The 17444-nt window shown below is 49.8% G+C and carries 11 protein-coding genes, 3 pseudogenes and 1 riboswitch; of the genes and pseudogenes, 10 read left to right on the forward strand and 4 right to left on the reverse strand.

All coding sequences use genetic code 11. The features are described from left to right. Nucleotides 1–32 precede the first annotated feature (32 nt). Entirely contained in the window at nt 33–2885 is a 2853-nt protein-coding gene (gene glnE, locus LU633_RS04305; protein ID WP_016190466.1) for a bifunctional [glutamate--ammonia ligase]-adenylyl-L-tyrosine phosphorylase/[glutamate--ammonia-ligase] adenylyltransferase, read from the forward strand. A gap of 103 nt (nt 2886–2988) precedes the next feature. Continuing rightward, nucleotides 2989–4416 carry a bifunctional D-glycero-beta-D-manno-heptose-7-phosphate kinase/D-glycero-beta-D-manno-heptose 1-phosphate adenylyltransferase HldE gene (hldE, locus tag LU633_RS04310; protein ID WP_016190465.1) on the forward strand — a complete coding sequence of 476 codons (1428 nt, stop codon included), beginning with the start codon at nt 2989–2991 and terminating at the stop codon, nt 4414–4416. 338 nt (nt 4417–4754) lie between these two features. On the opposite strand, the gene ubiK is transcribed toward hldE, so the two are convergent. Then, a complete protein-coding gene (gene ubiK, locus LU633_RS04315; RefSeq protein ID WP_016190464.1) occupies nt 4755–5018 on the reverse strand; it encodes a ubiquinone biosynthesis accessory factor UbiK in 264 nt (87 codons plus the stop codon). Between the two features lie 147 nt (nt 5019–5165). Then, nucleotides 5166–5316: riboswitch (FMN riboswitch) on the forward strand. Nucleotides 5317–5420: 104 nt separating this feature from the next. Here ubiK and ribB point away from each other — a divergent pair. The 3 genes and pseudogenes from ribB to ygiD all read left to right on the forward strand — a co-directional run bounded on the left by ribB (nt 5421) and on the right by ygiD (nt 9225). After that, entirely contained in the window at nt 5421–6077 is a 657-nt protein-coding gene (ribB, locus tag LU633_RS04320; protein ID WP_016190462.1) for a 3,4-dihydroxy-2-butanone-4-phosphate synthase, read from the forward strand. A 663-nt stretch (nt 6078–6740) separates the two neighbouring features. After that, a complete protein-coding gene (locus tag LU633_RS04325; protein ID WP_046372200.1) occupies nt 6741–7949 on the forward strand; it encodes an IS256 family transposase in 1209 nt (402 codons plus the stop codon). A 490-nt stretch (nt 7950–8439) separates the two neighbouring features. After that, nucleotides 8440–9225, forward strand: a pseudogene (gene ygiD, locus LU633_RS04330) (4,5-DOPA-extradiol-dioxygenase). A 35-nt stretch (nt 9226–9260) separates the two neighbouring features. On the opposite strand, the gene LU633_RS04335 reads toward ygiD, so the two are convergent. The 3 genes from LU633_RS04335 to tolC form a co-directional block, all read right to left on the reverse strand. Next, nucleotides 9261–10421 carry a glutathionylspermidine synthase family protein gene (locus LU633_RS04335; protein ID WP_016190459.1) on the reverse strand — a complete coding sequence of 387 codons (1161 nt, stop codon included), beginning with the start codon at nt 10419–10421 and terminating at the stop codon, nt 9261–9263. Between the two features lie 6 nt (nt 10422–10427). Next, nucleotides 10428–11084: a DUF1190 family protein gene (locus LU633_RS04340; RefSeq protein WP_016190458.1), complete on the reverse strand. Its 657-nt coding sequence runs from the start codon at nt 11082–11084 to the stop codon at nt 10428–10430. Nucleotides 11085–11226: 142 nt separating this feature from the next. Beyond that, entirely contained in the window at nt 11227–12693 is a 1467-nt protein-coding gene (gene tolC / locus LU633_RS04345; protein WP_016190457.1) for an outer membrane channel protein TolC, read from the reverse strand. Nucleotides 12694–12910: 217 nt separating this feature from the next. On the opposite strand from tolC, the pseudogene nudF reads away from it, so the two are divergent. From nudF to parE, 5 genes and pseudogenes are all read left to right on the forward strand, one after another. Beyond that, nucleotides 12911–13545 (forward strand): annotated as a pseudogene (nudF, locus tag LU633_RS04350) (ADP-ribose diphosphatase). Then, nucleotides 13545–13961, forward strand: a pseudogene (locus LU633_RS04355) (DUF1249 family protein). The pseudogenes nudF and LU633_RS04355 overlap by 1 nt, the downstream one beginning before the upstream one ends. 48 nt (nt 13962–14009) lie before the next feature. After that, the gene (gene cpdA, locus LU633_RS04360; protein ID WP_016190453.1) at nt 14010–14837 is read left to right on the forward strand and encodes a 3',5'-cyclic-AMP phosphodiesterase; all 828 of its coding nucleotides are present in this window, start codon (nt 14010–14012) and stop codon (nt 14835–14837) included. Between the two features lie 3 nt (nt 14838–14840). After that, nucleotides 14841–15422, forward strand: a complete 582-nt coding sequence (yqiA, locus tag LU633_RS04365; protein WP_016190452.1) for an esterase YqiA — start codon at nt 14841–14843, stop codon at nt 15420–15422. Between the two features lie 53 nt (nt 15423–15475). Beyond that, complete coding sequence (parE, locus tag LU633_RS04370; RefSeq protein ID WP_016190451.1) at nt 15476–17371, forward strand: DNA topoisomerase IV subunit B; 1896 nt, start codon at nt 15476–15478, stop codon at nt 17369–17371. The last annotated feature ends 73 nt before the right edge of the window (nt 17372–17444 follow it).

Genomic DNA, 17444 nt, shown 5'->3' on the forward strand with positions numbered 1-17444 from the left:
GCAGGTTAAAACCACGACTTCAGGGGGCTTGTATGTTGCCATCACCTTCACCAACACTGCCTGCATTGTTATCAGCGCAGGTTTTGCTTTTTTCCACTGGGTCAGCGCCGCTCAACACTATTGAAGAGGCCGTACTGGCTTTCAGTGATTTTATCAGCGAGAACCTGAACCGACATCCAGAGTGGTTGAGTTTACTACGGGAAAACCCGCCGGAGGCGGATGAATGGCAGCATTATGCCGCGTGGCTGGATGCGCAACTGACACTGGTCGGTGATGAACATGAGTTTATGCGTCAGCTGCGGTTATTTCGTCGTCATATGCTGACCCGTATTGCGTGGATGCAAACACTGGCTACCAGCAGCACGGAGGCATCGTTACAGCAACTGAGCGTGCTGGCTGAGACACTGATTGTCGCCGCAAAAGACTGGTTATGGCAGGCATGCTGTCGGGAGTTTGGCACGCCGGTTAATGCCGCGGGTGAAGCACAGCCGCTCCTTATCCTTGGCATGGGTAAGCTGGGCGGCGGTGAGCTGAATTTTTCGTCTGATATCGACCTGATTTTCACCTGGCCTGAAAACGGCGTGACCCGTGGAGGGCGTCGTGAGCTGGATAACGCGCAATTTTTTACCCGTCTGGGACAACGTCTGATTAAAGTCCTCGATCAGCCCACTGTTGATGGTTTTGTTTATCGCGTAGATATGCGCCTGCGGCCTTTCGGTGATAGCGGTCCTTTGGTGTTGAGTTTCGCCGCACTGGAAGACTATTACCAGGAGCAGGGACGCGACTGGGAACGTTATGCGATGGTGAAAGCACGATTAATGGGCAATACGGACGATCGCTGGAGTCAGGAGTTGCAGCAGATGTTGCGTCCGTTTGTTTATCGCCGCTACATTGATTTCAGTGTGATCCAGTCGTTACGTAATATGAAAGGTATGATCGCACGCGAAGTCAGGCGACGTGGCCTTATTGATAATATCAAGCTGGGTGCGGGCGGCATTCGTGAAATCGAGTTTATCGTGCAGGTTTTCCAGCTTATCCGGGGGGGGCGTGAGCGCAGTCTGCAACAGCGCTCACTTTTGACTGCTTTACAGGCGATTGAAGAACTGGGCCTGCTCTCTCCTGAGCAGGTTTTCCGGCTCACCGAGGCCTGGCTTTTTCTGCGGCGGTTGGAAAATCTGATACAAAGCATTAACGATGAACAAACTCAGGCGCTGCCGACTGACGCCCTGAACCGTGAGCGCCTGGCCTGGGCAATGGCTTTATCGTCATGGGACGAACTGCATCAGCAGTTGCAGCAACATACGATGGCTGTTCGCGTTATTTTTAACGAGTTAATTGGTGATGACAGCCCGGATACCATTGAGAACCAGGCTAACAGTGAATTTGCGGCATTGTGGCACGACCACATGGATGAATCGGAGCTGGCCTCACTAACACCAGCGTTAAACATGGAAGTACGTAAACGCTTACTTCAGGTTGTAACCGCGTTCCACCATGATGTTGATAAACGCACGATTGGCCCACGAGGTCGCCATGCGCTGGATCAGCTGATGCCTCGCCTGCTGTGTGAAATTTGGTCATGCGAAAACGCGGATATCATTCTGAACCGACTGACACCACTGTTGCTGGGTATTGTCACGCGTACAACGTATCTGGAGCTGTTAACTGAATATCACGGTGCGTTAAAGCATCTGATTCGTTTATGTGCAGCTTCGCCAATGGTTGCCAGCCAAATGGCACGACACCCTTTATTACTCGATGAATTACTCGATCCCGCAACCCTGTATCAGCCGACGGCGACAGATGCTTATGGTGATGAGTTGCGACAGTATTTGCTGCGTATTCCTGAAGGCGATGAAGAACAGCAGCTGGAGGCACTGCGACAATTTAAGCAGTCGCAGCACCTGCGTATTGCTGCAGCGGACATAGCGGGAACATTGTCGGTAATGAAAGTGAGCGATCACCTGACATGGTTGGCTGAAGCGATGATCGAACAGGTTGTGCAGCAGGCCTGGCAGATGATGATTCAACGCTATGGGCGCCCCGTTCACCTTGAGGACGATCGGGCGAGTGGCTTTGCGGTGATTGGTTACGGTAAATTGGGTGGCTGGGAATTGAGCTACAGCTCTGACCTCGATCTGGTGTTTTTACATGACTGTCCCGCTGACGCCATGACGGCAGGTGAACGCAGCATTGATGGCAGACAGTTCTATCTTCGGCTGGCTCAACGTGTGATGCACCTGTTTAGTACGCGGACCTCGTCTGGCATTCTTTATGACGTTGATGCCCGCCTTCGCCCTTCCGGTGCCGCTGGAATGTTGGTCAGCACGTTCGAGGCTTTCGAAGATTACCAACGAAATGAGGCCTGGACATGGGAACATCAGGCGCTGGTGCGTGCGCGTATCGTCTTTGGTGATAAGGTTCAGGGCCAAAAATTTGATCAAATTCGTCGTGCCATCTTGTGTCTGCCGCGCGACGAGCAGGCGTTAAAAAAGTCAGTTCGGGAGATGAGGCAGAAAATGCGAACTCATTTCAGCAGCAAGCACAAAGATCGCTGGGACATTAAGGCCGATCGCGGGGGTATTACTGATATTGAATTCATTACGCAATATCTGGTCTTACGCTATGCCCGGCAGGAACCGGGACTGACCTGCTGGTCTGATAACGTGCGTATTCTGGCGCTAATGGCTGAAAGCGGCCGAATCGATAAAAATGAGGCACAGGCGCTGACACAGGCCTGGGTCACATTACGTGATGAAACGCACCGCCTTGCTCTTCAGGAACAGGCACGTCAGGTGCCTTCAGACTGGTTTAGTGAGGAAAAATCTGTGGTAAACGCCAGCTGGCAGCACTGGTTTGGGGATGAAAAAGCAGAAACTCTTTGATTTATATAGCACCTGTTTAGCCATGAAGGGGAAATGTTTGCACCACTCAGCTTGTGCTATCATCGCGCGCAATCTTTTTTGACACTGGTCAGGAGTATCTGGAATGAAAATTACGCTGCCCGATTTTAACCGTGCAGGTGTTCTTGTGGTGGGCGATGTGATGCTGGATCGCTACTGGCACGGCCCGACCAGCCGCATTTCTCCTGAGGCACCTGTTCCGGTCGTTAAAGTAGATAACGTCGAAGAACGTCCCGGTGGTGCAGCTAACGTTGCGATGAATATCGCCTCATTGGGGGCACGATCATATCTGGTAGGGCTAACTGGCGTTGATGATGCGGCACGGGTGCTGAATGAAACACTCAGCGGCGTGAATGTTCAGTGTGATTTTGTTGCGGTAGCCACCCATCCGACCATTACTAAGCTGCGAGTTTTATCACGTAATCAACAGTTAATCCGCCTGGATTTTGAAGAGGGCTTCGAAGATGTTGATGTTGCCCCGCTGCATCAGCGTATTCGTCAGGCGCTTTCGCAGGCAGGTGCATTAGTACTGTCTGACTATGCGAAAGGCGCGCTGTCCAGCGTGTCAGATATCATTCGTATTGCCCGTGAAGCAAAGGTACCGGTACTGGTCGACCCAAAGGGAACCGATTTTGAACGCTATCGTGGCGCAACGCTTCTCACGCCAAATTTGTCTGAGTTTGAGGCGGTGGTTGGTAAGTGTAAGGATGATGCCGACCTCGTTGCGCGTGGCACCCAACTGATGCAGCAGTTCGATCTCTCTGCGTTGCTTGTTACCCGTTCAGAAAATGGCATGACATTGTTACAACCCGATAAAGAGCCATTCCATCTGCCCACGCAGGCACAGGAAGTTTACGATGTGACTGGTGCCGGTGATACGGTTATCAGCGTTCTTGCCGCTGCACTTGCGGCGGGTAATTCGCTGGAAGAATGTTGTTTTCTGGCGAATGCGGCGGCGGGTGTGGTGGTTGGAAAGCTTGGGACATCTACAGTTTCACCAGTTGAACTGGAAAATGCTATCCGTGCCCGACCTGAATCAGGATTTGGCGTGGTGAACGAAGAACAGCTTAAAGAGGCTGTGATGCTGGCACGACGTCGTGGCGAAAAAGTGGTTATGACCAATGGCTGTTTCGATATCCTGCATGCCGGACATGTTTCCTATCTGGCAAATGCCCGTAAACTGGGCGATCGACTTATTGTTGCGGTAAACAGTGATGAGTCCACCAAACGACTAAAAGGCGAAAGTCGTCCGGTTAACCTGCTGGTCAATAGAATGATTGTGTTGGGCGCGCTGGAAGCTGTGGACTGGGTGGTGTCCTTTGCTGAAGATACGCCACAGCGGCTGATTGCGGATATCCTGCCAGACCTGCTGGTTAAAGGGGGAGACTATAAGCCGGAAGATATCGCGGGGAGTAAAGAAGTGTGGGCTAACGGAGGTGAGGTTCGGGTGCTGAATTTTGAAGATGGCATTTCAACAACGAATATCATCAAAGTGATCAAAGCAAAAAGCTGACCAGGAAATTAAAAGACGAAAACTTTCGCACTTTATGAACAAATTAAAACCACGTCCACAGAACGTTCTTATCGACGTGATATTACCTTTAGTTCATGGCACAGACGTGAAGATTGGCAGAACGCCTTTAGGTTCCGGGTACAATATGAGTGCACAGGGCGTGGATTTAATTGCTTAAATTAAAACCACGCCCTGTGGATGTGGTTATCGACGCGGATTGATTATGCAGACGTGAGAAAGGGCGAATGGTAATGGTTTCGCGTTAAGGCCCTGTGTTAACCACTGAAAAGGCCACCTTCTGTGAAGGCAGCTTTTTGTTAAGGATAGTTTACTGGCTGCTATTCTTCTGAAGTGGTGGCAGCAGCGCTTTTTTCCAGTGCGGCGAGACGCTGTTCCAGGGCAGCCAGTTTTTCGCGAGTGCGCAGCAATACCTGTGCTTGCACATCAAATTCTTCACGATTCACCAGATCCAGTCGTGATAACTGTGATTGCAAAGCCTGACGAATTTTGTTTTCAACGTCGTCACTCAACTCGCGTATCCCTTTTGGCATAGCGTTATGCACCTGACGGGCAAGTTGTTCAATTTTTTTCGGGTCTATCATGGCAGCTTCCTGGTAGCAGCAAAGGTTTTCTAATTGTAATGCCATAACTGCAAAGGACAAATCTGAAAACAGCAAAGCCAGAGCATGGTTAACATATCGCACATTTTGTTCGTTGCCCTGTCTTTTTTTCGGCGCTATAGTGGACAGGCTTATTCTCAGGGCGGGGTGAAATTCCCCACCGGCGGTAAATCAGCTTTGCTGAAAGCCCGCGAGCGCTTCGGACCTTCTGGTCCGAAGGTCAGCAGATCCGGTGTAATTCCGGGGCCGACGGTTAGAGTCCGGATGGGAGAGAATAACGAATAAAGTCGGTTTAGTCCGCCTCGCCGTTATTTTTTGTCTGCATGACACTCCTAAGCTCGCCCTGATTCTGGTAACCCATACACTTTACAAGGTCTAATTACCATGAATCAGTCGCTTTTATCAGAATTTGGCACGCCGGAACAACGTGTGGAACGGGCCATAGCCGCATTGCGTGATGGTCTGGGGGTGATGGTGTTGGACGATGAAGATCGTGAAAACGAAGGAGACATGATCTTCGCCGCCGAAACTATCACTGTCGAACAAATGGCTCTGACTATTCGTCATGGCAGTGGCATTGTTTGTCTGTGCCTGACGGAAGATCGCCGTCGCCAGCTGGAATTGCCAATGATGGTTGATAATAACACCAGCGTTTATGGAACCGGGTTTACTGTAACTATCGAGGCTGCGAAGGGGGTCACCACCGGCGTCTCCGCTTATGACCGAGTCACTACTATTCGTGCGGCGATTGCTGATGATGCCAGACCTGGCGATCTTAATCGTCCCGGCCACGTCTTTCCTTTGCGTGCACAGGATGGGGGAGTGCTCATCCGGGGTGGCCACACCGAGGCCACTGTCGATCTTGTCTCACTGGCTGGTTTCAAACCTGTCGGCGTGCTGTGTGAACTGACTAACGATGATGGTTCAATGGCGCGTGCGCCTGAAGTTGTTGTATTTGCCAGACAGCATCATATGCCCGTTGTAACCATTGACGATCTGATTGCTTATCGCCGCAGTCGCGAAACCGCTCAGGCCAGTTAGACCACGATATAGACAACTGAAACCGAAGTAATGTCGGTTTCAGTTTAATTAACTTTCTTCAAAAATATACCGGGTGCTGATTTTCTTCAGGTTTCTGCTGATAGAGTAGTTGTTTTTTGTGATTTTTATTTATATCTCGTTCTGTGAATAAAGACGATCCTTGTATTTAACTTTTAGCTAATTTTTTTAGTTTGAATGCTAATTTTTTATTGCTTATTAAAAGCATGTTCTGTGTATAGGAACATTACTCATGCCTTACTGTCTTTGGTTATGAGTATTACAATATAGACCAGAACGTATTTTTTAGAGCCGTTGGGATAAAATTAAATCTGCTTTCTATGAAAGTGGTATTTTACGTTATAATTTTATTTTGCGTGGAATAAATGACAATATTTTTATTGCAAGTTAAATTCGTGTTTAGTGATGGGTTTTGTTGATGGTTTTTAGATTAATCTTTATTTTTAAAGGTCGTAGAAGCATGCGTCAGTTAGAAATAAACTAATTTATCATAAGGTTATATATGTGAAATAATGAAATCACTTTTAGTGAAACTGGACTAAGTCTGTGTTTTTTATCTTGATGAGTTATTATAGAGACTGTAATTAAAATTGTGTAATTGCCTGTTTTTGATATGTTCACTCCAACAATGGAGACAGGCAAATTATGGACGAGAAGAAACTTAAGGCCCTTGCTGCTGAACTGGCCAAAGGCCTCAAAACTGAGGCCGGCCTTAATCAGTTTTCCCGCATGCTCACGAAGCTGACCGTTGAAACGGCACTCAATGCAGAACTGACTGACCACCTCGGGCATGAGAAAAATGCCCCTAAAACCGGCACCAATACCCGCAACGGCTACTCTTCGAAAATGCTGCTGTGCGACGACGGTGAAATCGGGCTAAACACGCCGCGCGACCGGGAAAATACCTTTGAACCTCTGCTGATTAAGAAGAATCAGACGCGTATCACGCAGATGGACAGACAGATTTTATCCTTGTATGCCAAAGGCATGACCACGCGGGAAATCGTCGATACGTTCAAAGAGATGTACGATGCTGATGTGTCACCGGCCCTGATATCAAAAGTCACGGATGCCGTTAAAGAGCAGGTCGCCGAATGGCAGAATCGCCAGCTGGATGCGCTCTATACAATTGTTTATCTGGACTGTATTGTTGTTAAGGTTCGTCAGAATGGCGGCGTGATTAACAAAGCGGTGTTCCTGGCTCCGGGCATCAATACCGAAGGCCGGAAAGAGCTTCCGGGGATGTGGCTGGCTGAAAATGAAGGTGCAAAGTTCTGGCTGAACGTGCTGACGGAACTTAAAAATCGCGGCCTTCAGGACATCCTGATTGCCTGCGTGGATGGCCTGAAGGGCTTCCCGGATGCGATAAACAGCGTCTATCCGCAGACTCACATCCAGCTGTGCATCATCCACATGGTGCGTAACCGCCTGAAATACGTGGCGTGGAAGGACTACAAAGCGGTCACGGGCGGGCTGAAAACCGTTTATCAGGCACCAACAGAAGCGGCCGCACGGATGGCGCTGGATGCGTTCGCCGAAGAATGGGATGACAAATATCCACAAATCAGCAAAAGCTGGCGTGCGCACGGGGAAAACCTCAATACGTTCTTCGGCTATCCGTCTGACATCCGAAAAGCTATCTACACCACGAATGCCATTGAGTCGCTGAACAGCGTGATCCGTGCCGCCATTAAGAAACGCAAGGTATTCCCGACGGATGACTCAGTGCGAAAGGTTATTTACCTGGCAATCCAGTCGGCATCGAAAAAATGGAGTATGCCGGTCCAGAACTGTCGGCTGGCGATGAGCCGCTTTATTATTGAGTTCGGTGACCGCCTGAGCGTTCACCTTTGACGTGGTGGCAGTTACACAGAATTATTTACAGGGTCTTATTATAAGTAAGATGTTTTTGGCATCCTGCTTAAGCGCCATGTAAAGTTTCTGCTTTCTGCTTTCTAAACAGGGATGTTTTAGAATTTATATTAGATGCTTGCGAAACAACATTAATAGTTTTATTTGGCTGGCGTTATATATAGTAATATACGCCTTTTAATTATTATTATCTTATGTTAATCTGGTTGTTATAATTAATCATGCTTATCTGATAGATGCTGGTCAGCCAAAATATTGACGAAGTGTTCAGGTAGTATCTTTCCCTGTGATCTGTATAAGACGAAAATTTCCGGGCGAGAATGACAGTCAACTTCAAGCCTGAATTTGTCTTTCGCCTGTTAAAAAAACGTTCAAATTTACTGAAGATCTTCATCATGCTTATCCGGGTTCATTGATTATGAATCAGGCGTAATGTAGCCGCTATAAAGCTAATTTATTCCGGAGAATGTTGATGAGTCAAACACGTATGCCCGCACTTTTCCTCGGTCATGGCAGCCCGATGAATGTGTTGGAAGAAAACAGTTATACTAATACTTGGCGAAAACTGGGTGAGACATTGCCGCGTCCGAAAGCAATCATTGCTGTGTCTGCGCACTGGTACACCAAAGGAACCGCCGTCACGGCGATGGAAAATCCGTGCACAATTCATGATTTTGGGGGGTTCCCGCAGGCGTTATTTGATACCCACTATCCTGCTCCCGGCTCGCCTGCATTGGCGCGCGAAGTGGCAGAAGTCTTGTCTCCTGTCAGCGTTCATCTGGATCAGCAATGGGGATTCGATCACGGTTCGTGGGGCGTTCTGATAAAAATGTATCCTGATGCCGATATTCCGCTGATACAGCTTAGTGTTGACGCAACTCAGCCTCCTGCTGTCCATTTTGAATTTGGCCGTAAACTTGCTGCTCTGCGTGATAAGAGCATTATGATTGTTGCAAGTGGCAATGTCGTGCACAACCTGCGTATGGCGCGCTGGCAGGGCAACGCTGAACCTTATGCATGGGCCCTGTCTTTCAATGACTACGTGCGGGAAAATCTCAGTTGGGAAGGCCCGGTAAATCAGCATCCGTTGGTCAACTTTATGCAGCACTAGGGGGCTGAACTGTCTAACCCAACACCAGAGCACTATCTGCCACTGCTCTATGTTCTGGGAGCGCGTCTGCCTGGTGAAGCAGTGTCCATTCCGGTCGATGGCCTTGAGATGGCCTCACTAAGTATGCTTTCGGTTCAGGTTGGATAAATGCTGTCGGGGCGGCATCCATACCGCCCTGGCGACTATCCGATAAACGCATGCGGATAGAAGCGGGAAAGATCCTGAGTAATCAGTTCACGATCTTCGCGGAGACCTATTCCGGCAGGCTGGTCATCTATGAGCCAGCTGCCGATTAACGTGTAGCTGTCGCCGAATTTAGGCAGTGGGTGGAACTGCTGTACGATCATACCTTCTTCGCCGTAGGGACCGTCAGTCCGCGCTATTTCCTGGCCATTGTTTACAATGCTGATATTCGCACCTTCACGTGAAAAAAGTGGCTTAACCACGTACTTATCCATCGCGGGGACGTTATCCTCAGCAAAATAGGCAGGGAGAAGATTGGGATGCTCAGGAAACATTTTCCACAGCAAGGGCAGAAGCGCTTTATTGGAGAGAATGCTTTTCCACGCTGGTTCCAGCCAGCGTACGCCCGCATCTTCCAGCTTTGTGGAAAACATTTCGCGTAGCATAAACTCCCACGGATACAGCTTAAAGAGATTGCCAATAACCCGATCATGGGTATCGGTAAACTGGCCTTTTTCACCCAGGCCAATTTCATCGATATACAGAAATTCTGTCGGCAGGCCCGCTTCCGTGGCGCAGTCCTGTAAATATTGCACTGTTCCGCGATCTTCATCGCTATCACGGCTGCAGGCAAAATGCAGCCAGCTGAAGCCATGCTGCTGATTTAATTCTGCAAAACGTGCAATAAGTTTTTCCTGGATGCTGTTGAACTGATCGCTGCCAGCGGGAAGATTGCCCGCATTTAGCTGATCTTCAAACCACAGCCATTGAAAGAATGCGGCTTCATATAATGAGGTAGGTGTGTCAGCATTATTCTCTAGTAGCTTGATGTTCGTTTGCCCGTCCCAGGCGAGATCCAGCCGCGAATAAAGCGATGGCTGACGATTTTTCCATGAGGAATGCACAAGATCCCAGGTGTGTCTGGGGATACGAAATTTAGCCAGCAGCTCCTCGCTGCCAACAACCCTCTCCACGGCCTGGAGGCACATTTGATGAAGTTCGCTGGTCACGTCCTCCAGTTTTTCAATTTGAGCCAACGTGAACTGATACCAGGCATCTTCGCACCAGTAAGGTTCATCATGCATCGTGTGGAAGTGGAAACCAAACTCGGTTGCCTTTTCACGCCAGCCAGGCCGCTCGGTGATGGGAAGACGTTTCATACTTGCTTAACCTCCAACAGAACCACTGGTATTGCTTCGTTGCATCGTCGACTGTTTCGCCACGCTCTCGCCAAATCCGCCACGAGTAATGGTTGTGGTGGTCGCTGGTTTAGGCACCATCGCCGTTTTAGGTACGTTCATAGTGCGGCCCGTTGTTGCATTGCCAAAGCTCTTACCGCTGGCATCAACAAATTTGCCGTTTGCCGGACTACCGGGTGCGCGTGAGGTAAAAAGCGGTTGTTGAGCAAAACCAGCTCCGCCTCCCATCAAACGTCCCATCATATAGCCCGCCATCAACGGCATCCAGAAACTGCCACCTTGTTGAGATTCTGCATCGTTCATGCCCAGGCCTGCCTGAGCGGGAGTCTGCTGGCATTGGCCCTCACCAAATTCTGCGATACAGTCTTCACGCGTGGCGAATTTAGGTGCGGTGCGATCGGCCTCTTTTTTTGCACTGCTATACGTTGTTTTACACTGCTCGCTTTTACCCGGATTAGCCTGAGAACAGTCATCGGCGTTCTGATATAACGCGACTGTTTCGTCTGACTGCTCACAACCTGCCAGCATAAAAACTGCCGTCACCGCCAGCGCGACCGGTGTCAAATGTCGTGCGCGCCAGTGTTTACGAAATGAAGCATGATTAATCTTTTTGGTCCGTTTCATCGTCTGTTTTTCCTGTACCCAAAGGGAGCGCTCAGAATAGGGGAACAGCGGTTGAAATTGAAGCGAGAGGCAGCGGTATAAAGGGATCTTTACGTAGCTATACGTTTGATTGTGAAAGGGCAGCGGAGAGCTGCCCGAGCAATCAATGACTGAAAGGATTACGCTTGTTACTGGAGTGTGTAACAGGAGATGTCTGCGACGACACGGTCGTCATCTGGATGTTATCGACTGTTGCAGCCTGCTGCGGATTTTCAGGCGCAACGCTGTCTGGTGAGGTGGGGACCTCTTTACCAAGACGGCTGTTAAGCGCCAGTAAATCCTGTTCGTTGAGTGTTCCCAATGCGGACTTAATGTTTAGCTCGTTAATCATGTAGCTGTAGCGCGCATCAGCAAGCTGTTGTTTGGCATTGTAAAGCGTGCTGGTTGCATCCAGCACATCTACGATAGTGCGTGTGCCAACCTGATAACCTGCCTCCATTGCGTCAAGTGAGCTTTGCGCAGAGACCACCGCTTGCTTATAAGCGTTAATACTGCTGACCGACGCATTAACGTTATTGAAAGAAGAGCGTACGGTTTGCACAGCAGCACGATGTGCGCTTTCTAACTGTTCGCTGGCCGCAACGTAGGCATACTGTGCCTGCTTAACCTGAGAAGTCACTGCACCACCAGCATACAAAGGTAGGGAGAAACTCAGCCCTACCTGATTCGATCCCGCAATGCTATCGGTACTGGAACTGCTTTGGTTCGCCCGCCGCCCGCCATATTTACTGTTAGAGAGGCCGGTAGAGGCGGTGAGATCCAGCGTTGGCATATGACCTGTCTCAGCCGAGCGAATTTGTTCCCTTGCCAGATCCTGATTCAGGCGGGCAGACAACAAACTCAAATTCCGGCTTTCGGCCTCTTTCAGCAGAGCATTGACCGGCTGAGGTTTTTCCGTTTTAAAACTATCCACGTTCAGCGACGCAAGAGTCAGATAATAGTTTCCGGCGACCTGACGTAATGTTTCGAGATTGTTATCGAGATTGTTGCGGGCCGTTACCTCGCTGGCCAGGACACTGTCATACTGCGAGCGGGCATTCTGCACATCGGTAATGGCGACCAGGCCGACGTTAAAGCGCTGAGTCGTCTGATCCAGCTGACGATAAATAGATTGTTTTTGCGCTTCAGTATATGAAAGCGTGTCAATGGCATTCAGCACGTTAAAATAGGCTGTGGCGGTATTCAAAATCAACGTTTGCTGTGCGGTCTGATAAGTGACATCCTGAATACTGGCTATTTTTTCCTGTAGCGTTAGGGTGCGCCATTTGGACATATCAAAAATGGTTTGCGTAAGTTGCAGCGAGCCGCTGGTGGTATTTGAATGCAGGCCGCCGCTGTCCCGGTAACCGTTATTGTAAGTATAATCAGCCCCTAAACCTAATTGAGGTAAAAGTGGGCTTCGTGCTTCATTAATTTTCTCAAAGGCTGCATCGCGATCAGCTGCAGAACTGCGAAGATCGGGGTTAGATAATCGAGCCTGCTGATAAATTTGTAGCAGATTTTCAGCCTGACTGGCGGCGCTTAAGCCGCCCAGGCTCAGGCCGATCAGTAACGGGAGCAGTTTCTTCATTTGCATTCCTTGTTGTGCAGCAAAGCTACTCTGGTAGCTCTGGCGTAAGCCAAAAAATCACCACCGATTCTAACAGAGTAAACAAGTGAGATAAGTTGGCGGAAAGTGCCATGTTGACATAATTTTCTCAAAAAACTCATCAAGGACTACAGGGTGTGCGCGGCAGAAATTGCGTTTTCCTGTTTTTATCACTCAAATAAGTACAAGGGAGGAGCGGATGAGCGCTGACACTAAACATCCAGTGACGTTCACAAAAAATGATGTGGAAATTATTGCACGTGAGACGCTTTATCGTGGTTTTTTTCACTGATCCGTTATCGTTTTCGCCACCGTTTATTTAACGGTGATATGAGTGGAGAAGTCACAAGAGATGTCTTTGAAAGAGGGCATGCTGCCGCCATGCTGCCCTACGATGCGCAGCGCGATGAAGTTGTGTTGATTGAACAAATTCGTATCTCTGCCTATGACAGCAGCCCGACCCCCTGGCTGTTAGAGCTGGTTGCTGGCATTATCGAACCGGGGGAAACGCCGGAGGATGTTGTTCGTCGTGAAGCCAAAGAAGAGGCCGGATTGACACCCGGACGTGTAAGGCCTGTATTAAATTACCTGTCAAGCCCCGGCGGCACCAGCGAAAGACTGGCGATTCTGGTAGGCGAAGTTGATGTCAGCCTGGCGCAGGGCAATCACGGTCTTGAGGAAGAGAATGAGGACATTCTGGTTCATGTGGTGAGTCGTCAGCAGGCTTACCAATGGGTGGAAGAGGGAAAAATAGATAACGCGGCTTCTGTCATCGCTTTGCAGTGGCTGCAGTTGCACTATAAAAAATTACAAGAAGGGTGGAAAACTGAATGATGAAACACTATCTCACTGATTTTGCTGAAATGATTCGTTTGTGCGAAACAAATTTTGCTCAGTTGTGTCGCTTGTTGCCAAAGTCTCAAAACGATCGAGCTTCAGACACAGTGACTTATCAGGTCAATAGTGCGAGTTATACAGTGACGATTCTCGAATCGACGCGCTACACCATTCTGGTGTAAATTAAACAAACTGCACCTGTGGTGAGTTACTGGAGCCTGCCGGCAATGGCGGTTCGCCTCCACTACGACGCGATGGTCGCTGAAGTGTGCTCCACACAGCAGATCTTCCGTTTCAAAGCACGCTATGATTACCCAAATAAAAAGCTGCGTCAGCGTGATGAAAAGCACCAGATAAACCAGTTCCTTGCCGACTGTTTAGCACATGGCGCGTCAACTGCGCCGGTTTGTTAACGTGTTCACAGATGGTTTCTGCGATAGTGTTAATCTTAAGGATTGTGATTGGATAGCCTGCTAAAAATTCCTGCACAACGCGGGACCGGGATCAGGATTTTACAGATAACGGATTCCCACCTCTTTGCTGGTAAACACGAAACGCTACTTGGCGTAAATACCTGGGCCAGCTTTGACGCGGTTTTGCAGGCTATTTCTGCCAGTAAACAACCGTTTGATTTAATTGTCGCTACCGGCGATTTGGCGCAGGATCATTCCGTTGAGGCCTATCAGCACTTTGCTGAAGGCATCGCACATCTTTCTGCCCCATGCGTCTGGCTACCGGGCAATCATGACTTCCAGCCCGTTATGTTCAGTACACTGGCTGAAACAAATATTACCGATGCGAAACATGTTATTGTTGGGGCGCACTGGCAGATTGTATTGTTGGATACTCAGGTCTTCGGCGTTCCTTACGGCGAGTTGAGTGAATATCAGCTTGAGTGGCTGGACAATACCTTGGCCCGGCAATCCGAACGCCATTCGCTGGTGTTGCTACACCATCATCCTGTGCCTTCCGGCTGTAACTGGCTCGATCAGCACAGTCTTCGCAATTCGTCGATGCTGGAAGCGGTATTACAGCGTTATCCGCTGGCCTCGACTTTACTGTGCGGTCATATTCATCAGGAGCTTGACCTGAACTGGAATGGGCGTCGCCTGTTGGCCACGCCTTCCACCTGCGTTCAGTTCAAACCACACTGCACCAACTTCACCATTGATTCTGAAACGCCCGGCTGGCGCTGGTTAGAACTTTACGAAGACGGGCGAGTGGAAACGGGCGTGGAGCGGTTACAGACTCGCGCTTTCAGCCCGGACCTTGATGCAGAAGGCTATTAAATTATGGGCGCGTTGTTGTATTTGCACGGTTTCAATAGCTCTCCTCATTCCGTCAAGGCGACGCACTTTCGCCAGTGGTTAGCAGCACATCACCCAGAGATCCAAATGTATGTTCCACAATTTCCAGCTTTCCCCGAGGAAGCTGCTGCGATGTTGGAGGATATGGTGATGTCTTCAGCAGGTGAACCGTTGGGAATAGTGGGTTCATCATTGGGCGGCTATTATGCTACCTGGCTTTCACAATGCTTTACGCTGCCTGCGGTGGTGGTCAATCCTTCCGTTCGCCCTTTTGAACTACTGGTCGATTATCTGGGCAATAATGAGAATCCGTACACGGGGCAGAGATATGTGTTAGAGTCTCGCCACATTTACGATTTAAAAGTGATGCAGGTTGACCCGTTAGTATCGCCAGACCTGCTCTGGTTACTACAGCAAACGGGTGATGAAGTCCTCGACTATCGTCAGGCCTTGGTTTATTACGCGGCCTGTCGCCAGACGGTGGAAGAGGGTGGAAACCATGCATATGTCGGATTCGAACGCCATTTTTCTGCCATTATCGACTTCCTTGGTCTGTCTGCCTGCTGAAGCGAGCCGCAGAATCTGGCTAATCATGTTAAGCCACCAATCAGACTTATACGATGACTCAATCCAGCTACAACGCTGATTCCATTGAGGTACTCAGCGGCCTTGAACCCGTTCGTCGCCGTCCGGGAATGTATACCGATACGTCACGTCCAAACCATTTAGGCCAGGAAGTGATCGACAACAGCGTTGATGAGGCGCTGGCGGGTCATGCCAGACGTATTGAGGTAACCCTGCATGCCGACCAGTCGCTGGAAGTGATCGACGATGGACGCGGTATGCCCGTTGATATCCACCCGGAAGAACGGGTGCCTGCTGTCGAACTGATTTTCTGTCGGCTCCATGCTGGTGGCAAATTTTCCAGTAAAAATTATCAGTTTTCAGGTGGCCTGCACGGTGTGGGAATTTCCGTCGTTAACGCGTTGTCCACAAGAGTGGAAGTCACGGTTCGCCGTAACGCTGAAATTTACGAAATGGCCTTTGAAAACGGCGATAAGGTTGAGGATTTGCGCGTCACGGGGGCCGTTGGCAAGCGCAATACCGGAACCCGCGTCCGTTTCTGGCCAGACGCCTCGTTCTTTGATAGCCCGCGTTTTTCCGTCTCCCGTCTCAGTCATTTACTGAAAGCAAAAGCGGTGCTGTGTCCCGGCGTTGAGATTGTCTTCAAGGATAACGTCAATAACAGTGAGCAAACCTGGTGCTACGCTGATGGTCTGACGGACTACCTGTGTGAAGCGGTTAACGGTCTGCCGACACTGCCGGAAAAACCTTTTGTGGGGGCTTTCTCAGGCGATGTTGAAGCGGTTGACTGGGCGCTGCTGTGGTTGCCTGAAGGCGGCGAGTTGCTTACCGAGAGCTACGTCAACCTTATCCCGACCATGCAGGGAGGAACGCACGTCAACGGCCTGCGTCAGGGATTACTGGATGCCATGCGTGAGTTTTGCGAATTTCACAATATTTTGCCTCGCGGGGTGAAGCTGTCGGCGGAAGATATCTGGGATCGCTGTGCTTATGTGCTTTCGGTCAAAATGCAGGAGCCTCAGTTTGCTGGTCAAACTAAAGAGCGCCTCTCGTCGCGCCAGTGCGCCGCTTTTGTCTCTGGTGTGGTCAAAGATGCGTTTAGCCTGTGGCTGAATCAGAACTTACAGGCGGCAGAGATGCTGGCTGAACTGGCGATATCCAGCGCACAGCGCCGCATGCGCGCCGCCAAAAAAGTGGTGCGTAAAAAGCTGACCAGCGGGCCGGCATTGCCGGGTAAACTGGCTGACTGCAGCGCGCAAGATCTTAACCGTACCGAGCTGTTTTTGGTGGAGGGTGATTCTGCCGGCGGTTCAGCCAAACAGGCGCGCGATCGTGAATATCAGGCGATCATGCCGTTAAAGGGTAAGATCCTCAACACATGGGAAGTTTCTTCTGATGAGGTGCTTGCCTCGCAAGAAGTGCATGATATTTCAGTGGCGATTGGTATTGATCCCGACAGCGAAGATATGAGTCAGCTGCGCTACGGCAAGGTTTGCATCCTCGCCGATGCCGATTCGGACGGTATGCACATTGCCACCTTACTGTGCGCGCTCTTTGTTCGTCACTTCCGCTCGCTGGTGAAGAACGGCCATGTCTATGTCGCGATGCCGCCGTTGTTCCGTATTGATCTGGGCAAAGAGGTTTATTATGCGCTGGATGAAGAGGAAAAAGCTGGCATTCTGGATCGACTGAAGCGTAAAAAAGGCAAGCCGAACGTGCAGCGCTTTAAAGGCCTGGGCGAGATGAATCCACTGCAACTGCGTGAAACGACGCTTGACCCTAATACCCGCCGTCTGGTGCAGCTCACCATCGAAGATAATGAGATTGAGCAAACGATGGCGGTAATGGATATGCTTCTGGCGAAAAAACGTGCAGAAGACCGTCGCAACTGGCTACAGGAAAACGGTCATACGGCGGAAATTGAAGTCTGATCAGGTAAAAGCCGCCTTTATCGCAGGTGTCTTTTGCACGCATCAATAGAGATGTAGCCATAGCTTTGAAAAG

Source organism: Erwinia tracheiphila (assembly GCF_021365465.1).
GTDB classification, from domain to species: Bacteria; Pseudomonadota; Gammaproteobacteria; order Enterobacterales; family Enterobacteriaceae; genus Erwinia; species Erwinia tracheiphila.

Coding starts and splice junctions, on each gene's coding strand:
- hldE (WP_016190465.1), top strand. CDS start 2,989: ATGAAAATTACGCTGCCCGATTTTAACCGTGCAGGTGTTCTTGTGGTG.
- yqiA (WP_016190452.1), top strand. CDS start 14,841: ATGGGCGCGTTGTTGTATTTGCACGGTTTCAATAGCTCTCCTCATTCC.
- tolC (WP_016190457.1), bottom strand. CDS start 12,693: ATGAAGAAACTGCTCCCGTTACTGATCGGCCTGAGCCTGGGCGGCTTA.
- ribB (WP_016190462.1), top strand. CDS start 5,421: ATGAATCAGTCGCTTTTATCAGAATTTGGCACGCCGGAACAACGTGTG.
- LU633_RS04325 (WP_046372200.1), top strand. CDS start 6,741: ATGGACGAGAAGAAACTTAAGGCCCTTGCTGCTGAACTGGCCAAAGGC.
- ubiK (WP_016190464.1), bottom strand. CDS start 5,018: ATGATAGACCCGAAAAAAATTGAACAACTTGCCCGTCAGGTGCATAAC.
- parE (WP_016190451.1), top strand. CDS start 15,476: ATGACTCAATCCAGCTACAACGCTGATTCCATTGAGGTACTCAGCGGC.
- LU633_RS04340 (WP_016190458.1), bottom strand. CDS start 11,084: ATGAAACGGACCAAAAAGATTAATCATGCTTCATTTCGTAAACACTGG.
- glnE (WP_016190466.1), top strand. CDS start 33: ATGTTGCCATCACCTTCACCAACACTGCCTGCATTGTTATCAGCGCAG.
- LU633_RS04335 (WP_016190459.1), bottom strand. CDS start 10,421: ATGAAACGTCTTCCCATCACCGAGCGGCCTGGCTGGCGTGAAAAGGCA.